The organism is Streptomyces sp. NPDC012827 (assembly GCF_042900905.1).
In the GTDB taxonomy this organism is placed as follows: Bacteria; Actinomycetota; Actinomycetes; order Streptomycetales; family Streptomycetaceae; genus Streptomyces; species Streptomyces gulbargensis.
Genome location: NZ_JBIBBY010000005.1, coordinates 456,960 through 475,611 on the forward strand (window position 1 = coordinate 456,960; position 18,652 = coordinate 475,611).

Sequence of the window (18,652 nt, forward strand, 5' to 3'; positions counted from 1 at the left end):
CCGTCCGTGCCCCGCGTGCGAAACGGAAGGGACGAGCGAGAACGGTTGTGCCGAGAAAAATCGAAAATGATCGCGGAAACCCCCCTTTGGAGTGAACTCACCTCAGGCGACCACCGGTTCACTCTCCGTGCGTAAAGATTCCGGTGTCTCAAGTCGCCGACGCCGCGCCGACCCACCGTCCCCGTGGCGAGCGGCCGGCGACGCCATGTCTTCCGTGGGGGTTCCACCACCTTGAACAGCAACACCTTCCGCACGCCCGCACGCCGCGCCGCGGCCGCCGCGACCGTCGCCGCCCTGGCCGCCGGTCCCGTCCTCCTCGCGGCCCCCGCGGCGCACGCCACGGGCGACGAAGGACGCGCCACCGCCGTCGTGCTCCGCACCGGCCTCGACGTCTCCCTGCTCGGCCGGACCGTGCACGTCCCCGTGCGCGCCACCCTCAACGAGGTCAGGGCGCCGCGCAGCGCCGACGAGACCGCGCTGAGCGTGCGGGTCCAGGGCGCCGAGGGCGACAAGCCGATCGACATCCTCCGGGCCGACGTCGCCACCTCGACCGCCACCGTGGACGAGCGCAGGGCCGAGGGGTACGTGAACCTCGCCAAGGCCCGCGTGCACGTCCCCGGTCTCCCCCTGCTCTCCGTCATCGAGGTCGAGAAGGTCACCTCCAAGGCCCTCTGCGAGACCGGGAAGAAGCCGGTCGCCACCTCCGACGTGCTGGGCCACGTCACGGTCCTCGGCAAGCGGACGACCCTCTCCGCCGGCGGCCGCACCCAGGTCGACGTGCCGGCCGTCGGCACCGTCACCCTCGACCTCTCCCGTACGTCGGTGACCTCCCGTACCGCCGCCGCGACCGCGCTCGAACTGAAGGTCAAGGTCAACCCGCTCGCCCTGGGGGTGGCCGAGGTCGACGGCACCGTGACGCTCGCCGAGGCGACCTGCGAGACCCCGAAGGGGGCGACACCGACCGAGAAGCCCACCGAGAAGCCCACGGAGAAGCCGACCGAGAAGCCGACCGAGCGGCCCACGGAGAAGCCGACCGAGCGGCCCTCGGAGCAGCCCACACCCGCGCCGAGCGACGGCGGTGACGGCGGCAAGGAGCCCCAGACCGGCGGCACCGCCCCCACCGGCAACCTGGCCGAGACCGGGGGCAGCTCCACCACCCCGTACCTCGCGGGCGGAGCGCTCGTCCTCCTGCTCGCCGGCGGCGGCGCCCTCGCCCTCACCCGCGCGCGGTCACGCTCCCGCGCCTGACGGCCCGAGGGGGCGGGCCGGCGGCCCCGGGAGGTCCTGACGACCTCGGCCGGGCTCGCGGCCCGACCGGCAGGACACGGCCTCGGGGGAACGGGGCCGGGGCGGACGGTGTGACGACACCGCCCGCCCCGGCCTCCCGCCGTACGCTCCGGCGGCCGGCGCTCAGCCGCAGATGAGCAGCGCCTGGTCCAGCGCCTGCAGGAACCGGTTGGTCGTCACCCGGTCCCGCACCGCGAGCCGCAGCCAGTTCCGGTCCAGACCGGGGAAGGTGTCGCCCCGGCGGACCGCGAAGCCCAGCGCCCGCAGCCGCTCCCGTACCGCGTCCGCCCCGTCGATCCGGACCAGCACGAACGGCCCCTCGGCCCCCGGCACCGTCCGCACCTCGTCGAACTCCGCGAGGCCGGCCAGCAGATGGGCGCGCTCCACCCCGATCCGGTGCGCCGCGAGCTCCGCCTCCGCGAGCGCCGGCCGCGACACGCACGCCTCGGCCGCCACCAGCGCCGGCGTCGACACCGGCCACAGCGGCTGGGTCCGCTCCAGGGCGAGCACCGTCTCCGGCTCCGCCAGCACGTAGCCGATCCGCAGCCCGGCGAGACCCCAGGTCTTGGTGAGGCTGCGCAGCACCACCAGGCCCGGCACGTCCGTCCGGCCGGCCAGCGACTCCCGCTCGCCCGGCACCGCGTCCATGAACGCCTCGTCCACGACCAGCGTCCGCCCCGGCCGGGCCAGCGCGGCGATCGCGGCGGCCGGATGCAGCACCGAGGTGGGATTGGTCGGGTTGCCGATCACCACCAGATCCGCGTCCTCGGGCACCGCCGCCGGATCCAGCCGGAAACCGTCCTCCTCGCGCAGCAGTACCCGCTCCACCTCGTGCCCGGCGTCGCGCAGCGCCGCCTCGGGCTCGGTGAACTGCGGATGCACCACGACCGGCCGCCGGGCCGGCAGCGCCCGCGCGATCAGCACGAACGCCTCCGCCGCGCCCGCCGTGAGCAGGACGCGGCCCGGCGGCAGATCGTGCCGCTCGGCGACCGCCGCCCGCGCCGACCGTCCGTCGGGGTAGGCCGCGAGCCCGAACAGCGAATGGGCGATGCGCTCCCGCAGCCAGTCCGGAGGCGTGTCCGTCCGGACGTTCACCGCGAGATCGATCAGCTTCTCGTCCCGTACCTCGGCGTCACCGTGGTGCCGCAGGTCGTGGGCGTCGGATTGCGTATGCGTGTCCATGGCCGCCGTCGTGTGGGGGGTGGGGATGGTGGGGGGTGAGCCAGGCTCGCCAGCGATGTACCCGTGCGTCAAGGGCAACAACCGTACGCCCGGCGCGCCTTGGTCGGGACGAATCGGTACGAATGCCGCAACCGCGCAGGTCGCGCGGCGGGTTTTCCGCTTCGGGACGAGCAGTACCGCCCCCTCACCCGCCGCCCGCAGCGCCGCCGCCTCCGCCACGGACGCCGTCCCCGCCGCCACCAGCGGCACCCGTGAGGGATGCGGTACGGGCACGGCGGCCAGCTCCCCGGCCGCGAAACCCCGCACCGGCACGCCCAGGGAGGCCGCCGCCGCCACGATCCCCGGCTCCGCCGCCCGCGAGTCCAGCGTGGCGAGCGCGCGCACGGCCCCGGCCGTCACCCCCGCCTCCCGCAGGCACTCCGCCACCAGGGCGAGCACCTCCGCCGCCGACACGCCCGACCGGCCGCCCACGCCGACGTGCACGGACGCGCCCCCGTCCGATACCAAGGGGCCATGGCTGTCGTCGTCGCGCTCGGCGCGTTCCTCATGACCCTCTTCGGCGGGTGGGTCGCGCAGCGCGTCACCGACCGGCGCCACCTCGTCCTCGGCCTCGCCGGCGGACTCATGCTCGGCGTCGTCGGACTCGACCTGCTGCCCGAGGCGCTGGAGGCCGCCGGGGACGAGGTGTTCGGCGTCCCCGAGGCCCTGCTGCTGTTCGCCGGCGGCTTCCTCCTCGCCCACGCGGTGGAGCGACTGCTCGCCGTCCGCCGCGCCGGCCACGGGGTGACGGCCGGGGAACGGGTCCCGCAGGTCGGCATGACCGCCGCCGCGGCGATGGTCGCCCACAGCCTCATGGACGGCATCGCCCTCGGCGCGGCCTTCCAGGTCGGCGGCGGCATGGGCGCCACCGTCGCCCTCGCCGTCATCACCCACGACTTCGCCGACGGCTTCAACACCTACACGATCACCAGCCTCTACGGGAACGCCCGCCGCAAGGCCCTCGCGATGCTCGCCGCCGACGCCGTCGCCCCGCTCCTCGGTGCCGCGTCCACCCTGCTGTTCACCCTTCCGGAGGAACTTCTCGGGGGTTATCTCGGATTCTTCGGCGGCGCCCTGCTCTACCTCGCCGCCGCCGAGATCCTCCCCGAGGCGCACCACGACCACCCCGCCCGCTCCACCCTGCTCTGCACGGTCGCGGGCGTGGCCTTCATCTGGCTCGTGGTGGGCCTCTCCGGACACTGAACTCACCCGCAGCGCTCCACGAACCGCGCGGCGACCCCCGGCGCCCCCGCCCAGTGCGTGTGCACGTAACTGGCGTGCACCCCGCCCTGGACGAAGCCCTCGACCCGCCGCTCAGGCTGCCGCAGCCCCCAGGCGGGCGAGGCGCCGGCGCCCGGCTCGATCACCGTCCGGTGGAACTCGTGGCCCCGCATCCGGGTCCCCGCGGCGGCCAGCACGCTGTCGCTCACGGCCACCGCGTCCCGGTAACCGAGCGTCAGCCGCTCCGACATCCGCGCGTCGGCGTCCAGCACGCCGCACATGGGCCGCCCGTCCAGCGAACGCGCCAGATAGAGCAGGCCGGCGCATTCGGCGGCGACCGGCGCGCCCGAGGCCGCGAGGTCCGCCACGGCCTTCCGCAGCGGCTCGTTGGCGGACAGCTCGGCCCCGTACACCTCCGGGAAACCGCCTCCGACGACGAGCCCGGAGGTCCCCTCCGGCAGCGCCTCGTCCCGCAGCGGGTCGAAGGTCACCACCTCGGCACCGGCGGCCCGCAGCAGCTCGGCGTGCTCGGCGTACGAGAACGTGAACGCCGCCCCGCCGGCCACCGCCACCAGGGGCGCCCGCCGCCCGGCACGGCCGGCTCCCGCCGACTCGGACGCTCCCGCCGCCGCCGGATCCCACGCCTCCGTACGCAGCTCCGGCGCGCTGCGGGCCAGCGCCAGCAGCGCCTCCAGATCGCAGCCCGCCCGGACCTGTTCCGCCTGCGCGGCCACCGCCTCCACCGCCAGCGCCTGCCGCTCCGCGACCGGCACGAGGCCCAGGTGCCGCGAGGGCGTCGCCACACCGGGCGCCCGCCGCAGGACGCCGAGCACCGGCACCCCCGACTCGCCGAGCGCCTCCCGCAGCAGGTGCTCGTGCCGGTCCGTGGCCACCTTGTTGAGGATCACCCCGCCGATCCGGACCTCCGGATCCCAGGACGCGAAACCGTGCACCAGCGCGGCCACCGACCGCGACTGCGAGGAGGCGTCCACGACCAGCACCACCGGCGCCCTGAGCAGCTTGGCCACCTGCGCGGTGGACGCCAGCTCGCCCTGGTCGGCGGCCCCGTCGTACAGACCCATGACCCCCTCGACCACCGCCAGGTCGCAGCCGCGCGAGCCGTGCGCGAACAGCGGGGCGACCAGCCCGGTCCCGCACATGTACGCGTCGAGGTTCCGGCCCGGCCGGCCGGTCGCGAGCGCGTGGTAGCCCGGGTCGATGTAGTCCGGGCCGACCTTGTGCGGGGAGACGGCCAGACCACGCCCGGCGAACGCGGCCATCAGGCCGGTCGCCACGGTGGTCTTGCCCGCGCCCGAGGACGGCGCGGCGATGACGAGACGTGCTACCACTCGATGCCCCGCTGGCCCTTCTGACCCGCGTCCATCGGGTGCTTCACCTTCGACATGTCGGTCACCAGGTCCGCGAAGTCCACCAGCTCCTGGGGGGCGTTGCGGCCGGTGATGACCACGTGCTGCTGCCCCGGACGGTTCCTCAGCACCTCCACCACCTCGGCGGTGTCGATCCAGCCCCAGTGCAGCAGGTACGCGAACTCGTCCAGGACGTAGAACTTGTACCGCTCCTCGGCGAGGTCCCGCTTGACCTGCTCCCAGCCCTCGCGCGCCTTCTCCTCGTGCGACTGCTCGCCCTCGGCGACCTCGCGCTGGATCCAGGACCAGCCCTCGCCCATCTTGTTCCAGACGACCGTGCCGCCCTTGCCGGTCTCGCCGAGCGCCTTCAGCGCGTTCTCCTCGCCGACCCGCCACTTGGCGGACTTGACGAACTGGAACACCCCGATCGGCCAGCCCTGGTTCCAGGCGCGCAGCGCCATGCCGAAGGCGGCGGTCGACTTCCCCTTCCCGACGCCCGTGTGGACCATCACCAGCGCGCGGTTGCGCCGCTGGCGGGTGGTCAGTCCGTCGTCCGGAACGACGGTCGGCTGTCCCTTGGGCACTACGCGGCCCTCCTCATCGAGTCCTTCGGGCTGTTGCCCTGTCCCTGTACGTCCCTGACGAGCCCGGCGATCGCGTCGGCGCGCAGCTCGTCCAGCGTCACCGCGCTTCCGCCCAGATCACGGGCGAGGTTCCCGGCGAGCCCGAGCCGGACCGGCCCCGTCTCGCAGTCCACGACCACCGCGGCCGTGCCGTCGGCGGCGTGCAGCCGTGCGGCACGGGCGGCGAGCGCCACCGGGTCGGCGCCGCCGCCGGTCGCCCGGCCGTCGGTCACCACCACGAGCAGCGGACGCCGCGAAGGGTCCCGCAGCCGCTCCACGCGCAGCACGTCATGGGCCTTCAGCAGCCCCGCCGACAGCGGGGTGCGTCCGCCCGTCGGCAGCTTCTCCAGGCGGGCGGCGGCGGCGTCCACCGAGGAGGTCGGCGGCAGCGCGACCTCGGCGTCCCGGCCCCGGAAGGTGACGAGGCCGACCTTGTCGCGCCGCTGGTAGGCGTCGAGCAGCAGCGACAGCACCGCGCCCTTCACGGCGCTCATCCGCTGCCGCGCCGCCATCGACCCGGAGGCGTCCACCACGAACAGGACCAGATTGCCCTCCCGGCCCTCCCGGACCGCCTGCCGCAGGTCGTCGCGCCGCACCACGAGCCCCGGTCCGCTGCGCCCGCGCGCCCGCTGGTGCGGGGCGGCGGCCCGTACGGTCGCGGCGAGGTGCAGCTTGGTCAGCGCGCCCCGGGGCCGGGTGTCCCCGGTGGTACGGCCCTGCTCGGTACGGGCCCGGGAGCGCCGCCCCGCCGCGCCCTCGCCGAGGCCGGGCACGCTCAGCGCCTTCGTACGGAAGGGCTCGCCGGCCGGGGCGGCGGCGCGCTCACCGGCGCCGGGGCCGCCGCCCCGCGGAGCCTGCGCCGGGGCCTCCCCGGGCGCCGGGGACTCCTCGGGCGCGCTGGTCTCGTCGGGCGTGGAGGACTCGCCGGGCGCGGGGCCCTCGCTCTGCGGCGGAATCCCGCCCCCGCCGCCCCCGGGCCCTCCGTCGTCACCGGGACCACCGTCACCCGGGCCGTCCGGCTCCGGGTCCCCGTCCGGCTCCTCGCCCCCGAACCGCTCCAGCGTCTCGTCGAGCTTGTCCTCGTCCAGGCCGGGCGCGTCGAAGGGGTTGCGCCGGCGGCGGTGGGGGAGCGCCAGCAGGGCCGCCTGCCGCACGTCCTCGGAGGTGACCTCCGTCCGGCCCGCCCACGCGGCGAGCGCGGTCGCGGTCCGGGCCATGACGATGTCGGCGCGCATGCCGTCCACCTCGAAGGCGGCACAGGTCGCGGCGATCTGCAGCAGGGCCGCGTCGCCGAGCGCCACCTTCGGCAGCAGCTCCCGGGCGGCTGTGATCCGCTCCCGCAGCGCGGTCTCCTCGTCCGCCCAGCGGGCGGCGAACCCGGCCGGATCGTCCTCGAACGCCAGCCGCCGCCGGACGACCTCCACCCGCTGCTGCGGGTCCCGCGAGGCGGCCACCTCCACGGTGAGCCCGAACCGGTCGAGCAGCTGCGGCCGCAGCTCGCCCTCCTCGGGGTTCATGGTGCCCACGAGCAGGAAGCGGGCCGCGTGCCGCACGGAGACGCCCTCGCGCTCGACGTGGGAGGCGCCCATGGCGGCGGCGTCGAGGAGGACGTCGACCAGGTGGTCGTGGAGCAGGTTGACCTCGTCCACGTAGAGGATGCCCCGGTGGGCGTCGGCGAGCAGGCCCGGCTCGAAGGCCTTCACACCGTCCGCGAGGGCCCGTTCGATGTCGAGTGCACCGACGAGCCGGTCCTCGGAGGCACCTACGGGCAGCTCGACCATGCGCGCCGGGCGGGCGCCCGGGGTGCCCCCGGTGTGGGGCCCGTCCGGGCAGTCCGGGTCCGGCGAGTCCGGATCGCAGCTGAACCGGCACCCGGCGACGACGGCCACCTCGGGCAGGAGTTCGGCCAGCGCCCGGACGGCGGTCGACTTCGCGGTGCCCTTCTCGCCCCGGACGAGAACACCGCCCACGGACGGGCTGACGGCGTTCAGCAGCAGCGCCAGCCGCAGGTCGTCCATGCCGACGACGGCGGTGAACGGAAAGCGGGTGCTCATCGGGTGGTCACTCCTTCGGAAGGCTTGTGCTCGGCTCGGGCGTGCCCGGCCCGGGTGGGCGCCGGGAGGGAGGGCCCGCTCCCGGCGGGGGGAACGGCCCGCCGGGGCAGGCGGCGGAGACGCGGTCCTCGCGCGTGCGGGGACGGCCCCCTCACGGCGCCCCGGGCGGCACGAACGGCAGCCCCTTCGGGGCCCCCTCCTCGATGAGCCGCAGCAGTGCGTCCGTGTCGGCGTGCTCCTCGATCAGGTCACCGAGCCGGTCGAGCTGCTCCTCGCGCAGCGCCCCGAAGGAGGTGTCCGGGGCCGGGACGAAGGCCCGCCCGGCCGCCGCGGCGACCTCCCGCAGGAAGGCGCGGCGGAAGCCGTCGCTCTCCAGGGAGCCGTGCCAGTGGGTGCCCCACACGGCGCCGACGCGGCAGCCGTCCAGGAACGGCTCCCCGCCCCGTACGTCGGCGAGGCCGTGGTGGATCTCGTACCCCTCGACGCGCTGCCCGAGGGCTTCGCCCACCGGCCGGGCGAGGGTCTTCTCGCGGGCGAAGCGGACCCGCACGGGCAGCAGCCCCAGGCCCTCGACGGCGCCCGCCTTCGACTCGACCTCGTCCTCGATGTGCTCGCCGAGGGCCTGGAAGCCGCCGCAGATGCCGAGCACCGGCCGGCCCTCGGCCGCCCGCCGCGCGAGGGCCGCCGCGAGGCCCCGCTCGCGCAGCCAGGCCAGCGCCCTGACCGTGCCCCGGGTGCCGGGCACGACCACCAGGTCCGCGTCGGCCAGCTCCTCGGGCCGGTCCACGAACCGCACGATCACCCCCGGCTCGGCCGCCAGCGCGTCCACGTCCGTGAAGTTGGACATGAGCGGTACGGCGCAGACGGCGACCCGCAGCACGTCCGCGCCGACCGGCGGGGCCACCACCGACTCGCGGACCGCGCCCCGCAGGGAGACGCGCAGGCCGTCCTCCTCGTCGATGCCGAGGCCGTGCGCGTACGGCAGGACGCCGAACGTACGGCGGCCCGTCAGGCGGTACAGCATGTCGAGGCCCGGCTCCAGGAGGGTCACGTCACCCCGGAACTTGTTCACGAGGTACCCGGCGACGAGCTCCTGGTCCTCGGGCGCGAGCAGCGCCGTCGTACCGAAGAACTGGGCGAAGACCCCGCCCCGGTCGATGTCGCCGACCACGACGACGGGCAGGCGCGCGGCCCGCGCGATGCCCATGTTCACGATGTCGGTGCGGCGCAGGTTGATCTCGGCGGGGCTGCCCGCCCCCTCGCAGATCACGGCGTCGTGCGTGGCCCGCAGCTCCTCCAGGCAGGCGACGACCGGCTCGAACAGCTCCTTCTGCCGGTTGCCGTGGTAGCCCCGGGCGCTCATCTCGCCCACCGGGCGGCCCATGAGCACGACCTGGCTGGTCCGGTCGCCGCCCGGCTTGAGCAGCACCGGGTTCATCAGCGCGGTCGGCTCGACGCGGGCGGCCTGCGCCTGCATGGCCTGGGCCCGCCCGATCTCGGCGCCCTCGCGGGTCACGAAGGAGTTGAGGGACATGTTCTGTCCCTTGAACGGCGCGACCTTGACGCCCTGCCGGACCAGCCAGCGGCAGATGCCGGCCGTGACGACGCTCTTGCCCGCGTCGGAGGTCGTCCCGGCGACGAGCAGCCCCCCACCCCTCACTTCGTCCTCCGCTTCAGCGTGTCCGTGATCAGCCGGCCGCCCGCGCAGGCGGCCAGGGTCAGCCAGGTCACCCGGCGCGAGAGCCGGACCGCCCGGTCGATGTCGGCGACCTCCACGGGCCGCCCCTCCCCGTTGAGGACGGGCCGGTGCTCGACCCGCCCGCCGTACGAGAGCGTCCCCCCGAGCCGTACGCCGAGAGCGCCCGCGAAGGCGGCCTCGACCGGGCCCGCGTTGGGGCTGGGATGCCTGCCCGCGTCGGCCCGCCAGGCCCGTACGGCCCCGCGCGGATCGCCCCCGGCGGCGGTGGCCAGCGCGGCCGTCAGGCGGGCGCCCGGCCAGCCGGCCAGGTCGTCCAGGCGGGCCGAGGCCCAGCCGTAGCGGCGGTGGCGCGGGGACTTGTGGCCGACCATCGCGTCCAGGGTGTTGACCGCCCGGAAGCCGAGCAGCCCCGGCACGCCGGCGACGGCGCCCCACACGAGGGCGCCGACGACGGCGTCGGAGGTGTTCTCGGCGACGGACTCGACGACCGCGCGGGCCATCGCGGGACCGTCCAGGGACTGCGGGTCGCGTCCGCACAGGTGCGGCAGCCGCTCCCGGGCGGTCTCCAGGTCCCCGGCGGCGAGCGCCCCGCCGATGGCACGGGCCTCCCGGCCCAGGGTCGTACCGCCGACGACGGCCCACACGCAGGCCGCGGTCAGGGCGGTGGAGGCGGCGCGGCTGCGCCGTACGGAGCGGGCGGCGGCGGCGCCGAGCGCCACGGCGGAACCGGCGCAGACGGCGGTGTGCAGCGCGCCCCAGCCGCGGTGGTCGTGGTGCAGACGCCGCTCCACGGCAGCGGCGGCCCGGCCGAAGGCGGCGACGGGGTGACCGCGCCGGGGGTCTCCGAGGAGCAGATCGGCGGCGAGGCCGGCGGCCGCTCCGTACGCGAAGACACCGGCGGCCCCGGAAGGGCCGGCTTCGGACAGGCTGCGGATGCGGCCGGGCATGGCGCTGTGTCCTCACTCAGGGTCCGCGCCCTGGCTCGACGTGACCGGCGGGGGGAGTTCCTGGCTCCCGGACCCCTGGGGGCCCGGTCACAGTGGCGGGACCGCGCCGGAATCGCACCGGACTTCCTCTTCCTTGCCGCCGTAATGGCCTCGGCAGTCCACCACGCCCCGAGAACGCCCGTCAACTCACCCTTGACCTGCGACGGGTCACTGTGCGAAGCACCACAGACACGACGGCCGGGCGGCCCGCACCCGAGGTGCGGACCGCCCGGCCGTCAGGTCGTCGTGTCAGGCGACGATCAGAAAGATGCCGTACGCGACGGCCGCCGCGCAGAGCGCGAAGCAGGCGTAGGCGCCGGTGCGGGCCAGGGTGGCGGAGCCGCCGTTCGCCGCGGCCTCCTCCTGCTTGGTGAGGCCGACGATGCCGAGGGAGAAGAGGCCCACCAGGGCGACGGTCGCCACGAGGCTGACTCCGAAGACGGAGCCGAGGGCTGCCCAGTCGATCTTCATGTCGTTCGTTCCTTACACCGCTGCGGCGGGGGCCGGGGGAGCGGCCGGGTCCGTGGGGACCCGCGCCGGGATGGTGGTCTTGAGGTCCTCGTCCGCGACGGCGGCGACCGAGCCGGCCGGCGGCGGCGGGGTGACGGCCGCGATCGCGGTGGTCACGACGCCGGGGGTGCCGGAGCCGCCGTCGAGGTCGTCGTCCGTGACGTTGTGGTGGTCGACCGGCTTGCGGCGGGACAGCGCCCAGATCACGGCGGAGCCGGAGACCAGCAGGATCGCGACGGCGACGATGCCCCAGGTGCCCTGCTGGGTGAGGAACTCGGCGCCGGCGCCGACGAGGCCGGCGGCGGGCAGGGTCAGGCCCCAGGCGACGAACATCCGGGTGGCGGTCGACCAGCGGACGACACCGCCCTTGCGGCCGAGGCCGGCGCCCATCACGGCACCCGAGCAGGACTGGGTGGTGGAGAGCGAGAAGCCCAGGTGCGAGGAGGCCAGGATGACCGTGGCGGCGCTGGTCTGGGCGGCGAAGCCCTGCTGCGGCTGGAGGTCGGTGAGGCCCTTGCCCATGGTGCGGATGATGCGCCAGCCGCCGAGGTAGGTGCCGAGGGCGATGGCGACACCGGCCGAGACGATGACCCACAGGGGCGGGTTGGCGCCCGGGGCGACGACGCCCTGGGTGACCAGCGCGAGGGTGATGATGCCCATCGTCTTCTGCGCGTCGTTGGTGCCGTGGGCGAGGGAGACGAGACCGGCGGAGGCGATCTGGCCGGCGCGGTAGCCCTTGGCCGTGGCCTTCGCCTCGCGGTTGGCGTTGATCTTGTACGTCAGGCGGGACGCGGCCATCGCTGCCAGACCGGCGACGAGGGGGGCCGCCACGGCCGGGATGAGGACCTTGGTGACGATGGTCGAGCCGTTGACGGCCGACCAGCCGGCCGACGCGACCGCGGCGCCGATGAGGCCGCCGAACAGCGCGTGGGAGGAGCTGGAGGGCAGGCCCACGAGCCAGGTCAGCAGGTTCCACAGGATGGCGCCGACCAGGGCCGCGAAGATCACTTCCGTGCGGATGCCCTGTTCGTTGATGATGCCGCCGGAGATCGTCTTGGCCACCTCCACGGAGAGGAAGGCGCCGACGAGGTTGAGCACGGCGGACATGGCCACCGCCGTCTTGGGCTTGAGCGCACCGGTCGAGATGGTCGTGGCCATCGCGTTGGCGGTGTCGTGGAAACCGTTCGTGAAATCGAACACGAGAGCTGTCACGACCACAATGGCGAGCAGCAGCGTGATGTGTTCCATTTACCCAGGCAATCGTTTGACGTCAGTGGCTCGTCGAACGTAAGCAACCTGGGTGAACGGAAGGTGAACTGGGGCGGGCAGCGTGGTGTCCCGAACCGGTGTCAAGGGATTCCGTTTTCCGGTGCCGCCACCCCTGTCCACCATCCGAACACCCCGGAACCCCGGGTAATCCGTGCGCCTGCTGCCCTCCCACCCCCCGCCGCCGTCCGGGCCCCGGGGGCCCCGTCCGCCCCCTGGACGGATTCAGCCGGACGAGCGACGGCCCGACGAGACCCATGTCACCCGCCCGAGGGGGCCGCCCGCGGAGAACGGCGCCGCGCGACCGGCCCGTCGGGTGGCATCGAAGGGGCGCGCTGCGGACACTGGGAGCGTGCGCCCGGCTACAGCGACGGCAGCGGCCGTCACCACACTGATCGGTGTCGGCGCGGCCGCGGTCGCGGCCGGCCGGTACGCCAGCGACGTCGCCCTCAGGGCCTCGTCCGGACATCCCCTCCCGGGAGACCCCCGGCTCACCGTGCACGCCACGGGACCGGAACGGATCACCCTCACCCGCAGCCTCGCGTCGCTGCGCCCCGGTACGTACGGAGTGGCGGCGCCCGGCCTGCACGCGGTCGTCGGCCCCGTCCTCGAACGGGTCCCGCACACCGCGGACACCGTCGTCCGGCGCCTGGAACGGGTCGAGCTCGGCACCCTCGGGACCGGCGCCCGAATCCGGCTCACCCCGCAGCTGCACGTCGGCACCCCCCTCACCGCCTTCGGGCTGCCCTACGAGGACGTCGAGATCCCCGGCGAGCTGGGGCCGCTCCCGGCCTGGCTGGTGCCGGCCCCCCGGACCACCTGGGTGATCGCCCTGCACGGCCTCGGCACCACCCGCGAGCACCCGCTCAACCTCGTCCCCTTCCTCGCCCGCCGCAAGATCCCCGTCCTCGTCCCCGCCTACCGCGGCGACGCGGGCGCCCCCGCCTCGCCCGACGGCCTCGCCCACCTCGGCGACTCCGAGTGGCGCGACGTCGACGCCGCCATCCGCTACGCCGTCCGCCGGGGCGCCGCCAAGGTCGTCCTGCACGGCTGGGGCACCGGCGCCTCGATGGCCCTGCGCGCCGCCGCCGAGTCCGGCGTACGGGACCGGATCGCCGGCCTCGTCCTGGACTCCCCGGTCCTCGCCCGCGAGACCACCCTGCGCAACCTCGCGACGGCCCACCGGATCCCCGGGGTCCTGCTGCCGCTCGCCGTCCGGGCCGCCCGCGCCATGACCGGCACGCCCGCGGGCCGTTCCCCGGCCGCCCCGGCGGCGGCCGATCCGCGCGTCCCCACCCTGATCCTGCACGGGCCCGACGACACGCTCGCCCCCTGGGAGCCGTCCGTCGAACTCGCCGCCCGCAAACCCGGCCTCGTCACCCTGGTCACCGTGCGGCACGCCCCCCACGCCGCCATGTGGAACGCCGACCCGCTGCGCTACGAGGAGGCCGTGCGCCGCTTCCTCACCCCGCTCATGTGACGGTCCGCCGGGGCCCGCTCCCACGGCACCGGACATTCCGATTGGGCTTTCGGGCCGTCAGCGGGAAGACTGCCCCCGTGACGTCTCGAAAGCCCGATGAACCATTGGCGCGCAACTCCAGACTCCGACTCGTCCGTCCGCGGGCGCTGGCCACCGCCCGACGGGCGGTGACCACCCGGCGCACCCGCCCGGCACCGCGGCCGCCGGAGGGGACTCCGCCCCGCGCGGAACTCGCCCGCCAGGCGCGGCACGTCCTCGCCGACGCCGTACGGATCGCCCGCTGGGCCGCCGTCGAGCGCGGCGCGGGGCTCGCGGCCCGCCCCGGCTCCGGGACCGTCCCCGCCCAGGAACGGGCCGCCACGGCCCTCGGCCTGACGCCCGGCCAGGTCCGGGCCGGCTGGGACCGCGCCCGCCTCGCCGGGCTCGTCGAACTGCACGGCGACACCGCCCGCCCCGGCTGGCGGCTGCGGGCCTGGGACCGCGACGACTCCGCCGTCCTGCGCGGCTGGGTCGCCCTCTTCGACGCCTGGTCCCTGGTGCACCCGGCCCCCGCGGGCGTGGAGGCGAGCGCCGTCGCCGAGGTCGTCGAGGCCGTCCCGCAGGTCCTCTCGCTGCTCCAGCTCTCCCAGGGCCCCGTCCCCGTCCCGTCCCTCCTCGACCTGCTCGGCCAGCGCGTCGAGGAGCTCCGCGAGGAGCGCTGCGAGGTCCCGGACGCGGCGGACGCCCCCGGTCAGGACGCCGGGCCCGGCGCGCCCGAGGGACTCCCCGCCCTGCTCGACTGGGCCCTGGAGGGTCTGGCCGCGGTGGGCGCGCTCACCCTGGACCCGGGCCGGGAAGGCCGCCAGGCCACCCTGACGCCGCTCGGGAACTGGGCGGTCTGGGTCAAGCTGGAGCAGATCTGCGTCGCCGCGCAGAGCCCCGCCGGCAACATCGAGCAGTCCGCCGAGGACATGCTCCGCGGCTGCGCCCGGCTGACCCCCGGCCCCGCCCGCGACGAGTACCGCGCCTGGCTCGCGGCCCGCACGCTCTCCAGCGCCGTCTCGGAGCTCCTGGCCGTCGCCCGGGGCGAGGACGCCCTGCTGCGCGGGCTGGCCTTCGAGGCGCTGCGGGTCGTCGGCGCCCCCGCCGAGGCCGAGGTCCGGGCCGCCCTGGCCGAGCCCTCCCTCCGCCCGTACGCGCTGCTCTGGCTCGCCGAGTACGAGGGGGCCGACCCCGACGACGCGCAGGAGGTCCTCACCCGCGAGGAGGCGACCTGGCTCTGGGTGGACACCGCCGCCGCCGTGGCCGACCACGGCGAGAGCGACCTGCTGGTCCGGCACCTGGACTCCGCCGTGCAGGGCACCGTCCCGGCCCTCCTCGACGAGGTACGGGCCGTCGGCCACCCCCGTACCGTCCAGGTCCTCGTCGCGCTGGCCGCCGCCCACCCCGACCCGGCCCTGGCCAAGGCCGTCCGCAGGGCGGCCTTCCAGGTCCACACCGGGGGCGCCTGACCGGCCCTACGCGGCGGCGCCGGGGGTGTACGTGCCGAAGCTCCAGATGTTCCCCTCGGCGTCGCGGGCGATGTAGTCGCGCGAGCCGTAGTCCTGGTCCCGGGGCGGCATGACGATCTCCACGCCGTGGGCCACGGCCCGCGCGTGGTGCTCGTCCACGTCGTCCACGTGGACGAAGACGCCGACCGGCCCGCCGCCGGCCGTCAACCGGTCGAACTCGCTGCCGGTGCCCCGGCTGCCGAGCATCACCATCCCGTTGCCGTACGTCAGCTCGGCGTGCGCGATCAGCCCGTCCTCGCCCTCGTACACGGCCGCGGCGGTGAAGCCGAAGGCCTCCGTCAGCTGGGTGATGGCCGCCTTCGCGTCCCGGTAGGCCAGGGTCGGGCAGATGTGGGGTGCTGCGGGCATCGCGCTCACGTCCTTTCGTACGCCGCGGGCCGGGGTGACCCGCGTTCCTGTCCGGCAGCGGTGCGCGGACGATCAGCGGAAGGTGTCGCACCGGGCCATGTCGCCGGTCCGGAAGCCCTGCTGGAACCACTGCTGCCGCTGGGCGGCCGAGCCGTGGGTCCAGTTCTCCGGGGTCACCCGGCCCTGGAACTTCTCCTGGATCCGGTCGTCGCCGACCGCCGCCGCGGCGTCCAGACCGTCGCGGATGTCCGCTTCCGTCAGGCGGGTCAGCAGCGGCCGGCCGGTCCGGTCGTCGGGCGTGGTCGTCGCGTGCCGCGCCCACACCCCGGCGTAGCAGTCCGCCTGCAGCTCCACCCGCACCGCGTTGGAGCCGGCGCCGGTCCGCCCGTCCTGCGCCCGGCCCAGCGTGCCGGTGAGGTTCTGGACGTGGTGCCCGTACTCGTGGGCGACCACGTAGGCCTGCGCGAACGGCCCGCCGCTCGACCCGAAGGTGGTGCGCAGCTCCTGGAAGAAGCCCAGGTCCAGATAGACCCGCCGGTCGCCGGGGCAGTAGAACGGGCCGACCGCCGAGGTGGCGGTTCCGCAGGCGGTGCCGACCTGCCGGGTGAACATCACGGTGGGGGCGTCCGCGTAGCGCCCGCCCCGGCGCGCGTACTCGCCGCGCCAGTAGTCCTGGACGCTGTTGACGACGGCGACGATCCGGCAGTCCTCGCGGGTGTTGGCGTCCGAGCCCTTGCGGCAGGCCTGGTTCACCTGCGCCTCCGAGGAGGAGGTGACGGCCGGCTCGTCGCCGCCCGAGGAGAGCCCGAGCTGGTCGGGGCCGATCCCGAAGAACAGGCCCAGGATCAGGGCGACGACGCCGATGATCCCGCCGCCGACGGTGGCCCGCCCGCCGGGCAGGCGGCTGCCCCGGACGTCGCGTACCTCCGAGGTGTCCAGGTCGGCGTCGTCGTCGAACTGCACGGTCCACCACCCTCCGCGTCGCTGTCGCGGCGGTGGCCGCCGCTCTGCGCCGAGTATCGGCCCCTCCCGTGCCGTCCGCCCCTTTTGCGGCGCGTGCGCGGGAAGGTGAGAAAGTCGGCATTCGCCTACCCCCGGCCCGCGTGGCCGAAAACCAGTTGCAGGGGGCCGTTAGACTGGCCGCATGGCCTTTCTCCTCATGGATTAGCGGCGTCGAAGCCCTTCCCAGCCGTCCTTCCGCCGTTTCCCCATCGTCCTGGAGTCTGTCCGTGATCACCGCTTCCGGCATCGAGCTGCGCGCCGGCGCCCGTGTCCTCATCGAGTCCGCCACCTTCCGCGTCGCCAAGGGCGACCGCATCGGTCTCGTCGGCCGCAACGGAGCGGGGAAGACCACGCTCACCAAGTGCCTCGCGGGCGAGGGCCAGCCCGCCGCCGGCACCATCGCCCGCTCCGGCGAGGTCGGCTACCTCCCGCAGGACCCGCGCACCGGCGACCTCGACGTCCTGGCCCGCGACCGCATCCTCTCCGCCCGCGGCCTCGACGTCCTGATCCGCAAGATGCGGCAGAACGAGGAGCGCATCGCCGGCGGCAGCGGCGCCACCCGCGAGAAGGCGCTCAAGCAGTACGAGCGCCAGGAGACCGAGTTCCTCACCAAGGGCGGGTACGCCGCCGAGGCCGAGGCCTCCACGATCGCCGCCGCCCTCGGCCTGCCCGACCGGGTCCTCGCCCAGCCGCTGCACACCCTCTCCGGTGGTCAGCGCCGCCGCATCGAGCTGGCCCGCATCCTCTTCTCCGACGCCGACACGCTGCTCCTCGACGAGCCCACCAACCACCTCGACGCGGACTCGATCGTCTGGCTGCGCGACTACCTGAAGACCTACCGCGGCGGCTTCATCGTCATCTCCCACGACGTCGACCTGGTCGAGACCGTGGTCAACAAGGTCTTCTACCTGGACGCCAACCGGGCGACCATCGACGTCTACAACATGGGCTGGAAGCTGTACCAGCAGCAGCGCGAGGCCGACGAGAAGCGCCGCCGGCGCGAGCGGCAGAACGCCGAGAAGAAGGCCGCCGCCCTCAACGCCCAGGCCGACAAGATGCGCGCGAAGGCCACCAAGACCGTCGCCGCGCAGAACATGGCCAAGCGCGCCGAGCGGCTCCTGTCGGGCCTGGAGGACGTCCGCGTCTCCGACAAGGTCGCCAAGCTCCGCTTCCCCGAGCCCGCGCCGTGCGGCAAGACCCCCCTGACGGCCGAGGGCCTCTCCAAGTCCTACGGTTCGCTCGAGATCTTCACCGATGTGAACCTCGCCATCGACAAGGGCTCCCGCGTCGTCATCCTCGGCCTCAACGGCGCCGGCAAGACGACGCTGCTCCGCCTCCTCGGCGGGGTCGAGAAGCCCGACACCGGCGAGGTCACCCCCGGCCACGGCCTCAAGCTCGGCTACTACGCCCAGGAGCACGAGACCCTGGACCCCGACCGGACCGTCCTGGAGAACATGCGCTCCGCCGCCCCCGACCTCGACCTGGTCGAGGTCCGCAAGGTGCTGGGCTCGTTCCTCTTCTCCGGCGACGACGTGGACAAGCCGGCCGGGGTGCTCTCCGGCGGCGAGAAGACCCGGCTCGCCCTCGCGACCCTGGTCGTCTCCTCGGCGAACGTGCTCCTCCTCGACGAGCCCACCAACAACCTGGACCCCGCCAGCCGTGAGGAGATCCTCGGCGCGCTGCGCACCTACAAGGGCGCGGTCGTCCTGGTCACCCACGACGAGGGCGCCGTCGAGGCGCTCGACCCGGAGCGCATCATCCTGCTCCCGGACGGCGTCGAGGACCTGTGGGGCCCGGACTACGCGGACCTGGTGGCGCTCGCCTGATCCCGGGCTCCGGTTCCGGGGGGACCCGCCCGGGGACCGGTGATCGTTCCGGGCTGGATCATTCGGCTCATGGGTGATCCTTCATCTGGGTGAGGACGTCTCGTACCCGACGGCGCGGAGCTCTGCCGAATCCTTCCGGCAGACCCGCGCCGTACGTGTGTCCGCCGCGCGCCGCTGACCTGCTGCTTCCGTCGGCGGGGGCTTCCGGGACG

At 74.9% G+C, this 18,652-nt stretch carries 15 protein-coding genes and 1 riboswitch; of the genes, 5 read left to right on the forward strand and 10 right to left on the reverse strand.

Going from position 1 to position 18,652, the window contains the following annotated elements:
* The first annotated feature begins 231 nt into the window (after window positions 1-231).
* On the forward strand, window positions 232-1,248 hold the full coding sequence (locus ACFY60_RS14380; RefSeq protein ID WP_388611628.1) for an SCO1860 family LAETG-anchored protein: 1,017 nt from the start codon (window positions 232-234) through the stop codon (window positions 1,246-1,248).
* 162 nt (window positions 1,249-1,410) lie between these two features.
* On the opposite strand, the gene cobC is transcribed toward ACFY60_RS14380, so the two are convergent.
* A complete protein-coding gene (gene cobC, locus ACFY60_RS14385) occupies window positions 1,411-2,952 on the reverse strand; it encodes an Rv2231c family pyridoxal phosphate-dependent protein CobC (protein ID WP_388611630.1) in 1,542 nt (513 codons plus the stop codon).
* Between the two features lie 30 nt (window positions 2,953-2,982).
* Between cobC and ACFY60_RS14390 the strand changes: the two genes are divergently transcribed.
* Complete coding sequence (locus ACFY60_RS14390) at window positions 2,983-3,711, forward strand: ZIP family metal transporter (protein WP_388611632.1); 729 nt, start codon at window positions 2,983-2,985, stop codon at window positions 3,709-3,711.
* Between the two features lie 2 nt (window positions 3,712-3,713).
* Here ACFY60_RS14390 and ACFY60_RS14395 read toward each other — a convergent pair whose 3' ends face one another.
* The 7 genes from ACFY60_RS14395 to ACFY60_RS14425 all read right to left on the reverse strand — a co-directional run bounded on the left by ACFY60_RS14395 (window position 3,714) and on the right by ACFY60_RS14425 (window position 12,216).
* On the reverse strand, window positions 3,714-5,078 hold the full coding sequence (locus ACFY60_RS14395) for a cobyrinate a,c-diamide synthase (protein WP_388611634.1): 1,365 nt from the start codon (window positions 5,076-5,078) through the stop codon (window positions 3,714-3,716).
* On the reverse strand, window positions 5,072-5,680 hold the full coding sequence (cobO, locus tag ACFY60_RS14400) for a cob(I)yrinic acid a,c-diamide adenosyltransferase (protein WP_309051086.1): 609 nt from the start codon (window positions 5,678-5,680) through the stop codon (window positions 5,072-5,074). Before cobO ends, ACFY60_RS14395 begins: the two co-directional genes overlap by 7 nt.
* Window positions 5,680-7,773 (reverse strand): putative cobaltochelatase, encoded by a 2,094-nt coding sequence (locus tag ACFY60_RS14405; RefSeq protein WP_388611636.1) that lies wholly within the window; start codon window positions 7,771-7,773, stop codon window positions 5,680-5,682. The genes cobO and ACFY60_RS14405 overlap by 1 nt, the downstream gene beginning before the upstream one ends.
* Window positions 7,774-7,924: 151 nt before the next feature.
* A complete protein-coding gene (locus ACFY60_RS14410; protein ID WP_388611638.1) occupies window positions 7,925-9,433 on the reverse strand; it encodes a cobyric acid synthase in 1,509 nt (502 codons plus the stop codon).
* Window positions 9,430-10,419, reverse strand: a complete 990-nt coding sequence (locus ACFY60_RS14415; protein WP_388611640.1) for a cobalamin biosynthesis protein — start codon at window positions 10,417-10,419, stop codon at window positions 9,430-9,432. Before ACFY60_RS14415 ends, ACFY60_RS14410 begins: the two co-directional genes overlap by 4 nt.
* Window positions 10,420-10,473: 54 nt before the next feature.
* Window positions 10,474-10,550: riboswitch (cobalamin riboswitch) on the reverse strand.
* A gap of 157 nt (window positions 10,551-10,707) precedes the next feature.
* A complete protein-coding gene (locus tag ACFY60_RS14420; RefSeq protein ID WP_388611642.1) occupies window positions 10,708-10,929 on the reverse strand; it encodes a hypothetical protein in 222 nt (73 codons plus the stop codon).
* Window positions 10,930-10,941: 12 nt separating this feature from the next.
* Window positions 10,942-12,216 (reverse strand): inorganic phosphate transporter, encoded by a 1,275-nt coding sequence (locus ACFY60_RS14425; protein ID WP_345280707.1) that lies wholly within the window; start codon window positions 12,214-12,216, stop codon window positions 10,942-10,944.
* A gap of 370 nt (window positions 12,217-12,586) precedes the next feature.
* Between ACFY60_RS14425 and ACFY60_RS14430 the strand changes: the two genes are divergently transcribed.
* Both ACFY60_RS14430 and ACFY60_RS14435 read left to right on the forward strand, forming a co-directional pair.
* Entirely contained in the window at window positions 12,587-13,714 is a 1,128-nt protein-coding gene (locus tag ACFY60_RS14430) for an alpha/beta hydrolase (protein WP_388611644.1), read from the forward strand.
* A gap of 77 nt (window positions 13,715-13,791) precedes the next feature.
* The gene (locus ACFY60_RS14435) at window positions 13,792-15,204 is read left to right on the forward strand and encodes a hypothetical protein (RefSeq protein ID WP_388611646.1); all 1,413 of its coding nucleotides are present in this window, start codon (window positions 13,792-13,794) and stop codon (window positions 15,202-15,204) included.
* 6 nt (window positions 15,205-15,210) lie between these two features.
* On the opposite strand, the gene ACFY60_RS14440 is transcribed toward ACFY60_RS14435, so the two are convergent.
* Both ACFY60_RS14440 and ACFY60_RS14445 read right to left on the reverse strand, forming a co-directional pair.
* Entirely contained in the window at window positions 15,211-15,612 is a 402-nt protein-coding gene (locus tag ACFY60_RS14440; RefSeq protein ID WP_388611648.1) for a VOC family protein, read from the reverse strand.
* Window positions 15,613-15,684: 72 nt separating this feature from the next.
* Window positions 15,685-16,575: a neutral zinc metallopeptidase gene (locus tag ACFY60_RS14445; RefSeq protein ID WP_388611650.1), complete on the reverse strand. Its 891-nt coding sequence runs from the start codon at window positions 16,573-16,575 to the stop codon at window positions 15,685-15,687.
* A 266-nt stretch (window positions 16,576-16,841) separates the two neighbouring features.
* Here ACFY60_RS14445 and ACFY60_RS14450 point away from each other — a divergent pair, with 266 nt between their 5' ends.
* Window positions 16,842-18,440 (forward strand): ABC-F family ATP-binding cassette domain-containing protein, encoded by a 1,599-nt coding sequence (locus ACFY60_RS14450; RefSeq protein WP_309052809.1) that lies wholly within the window; start codon window positions 16,842-16,844, stop codon window positions 18,438-18,440.
* Window positions 18,441-18,652: the final 212 nt, after the last annotated feature.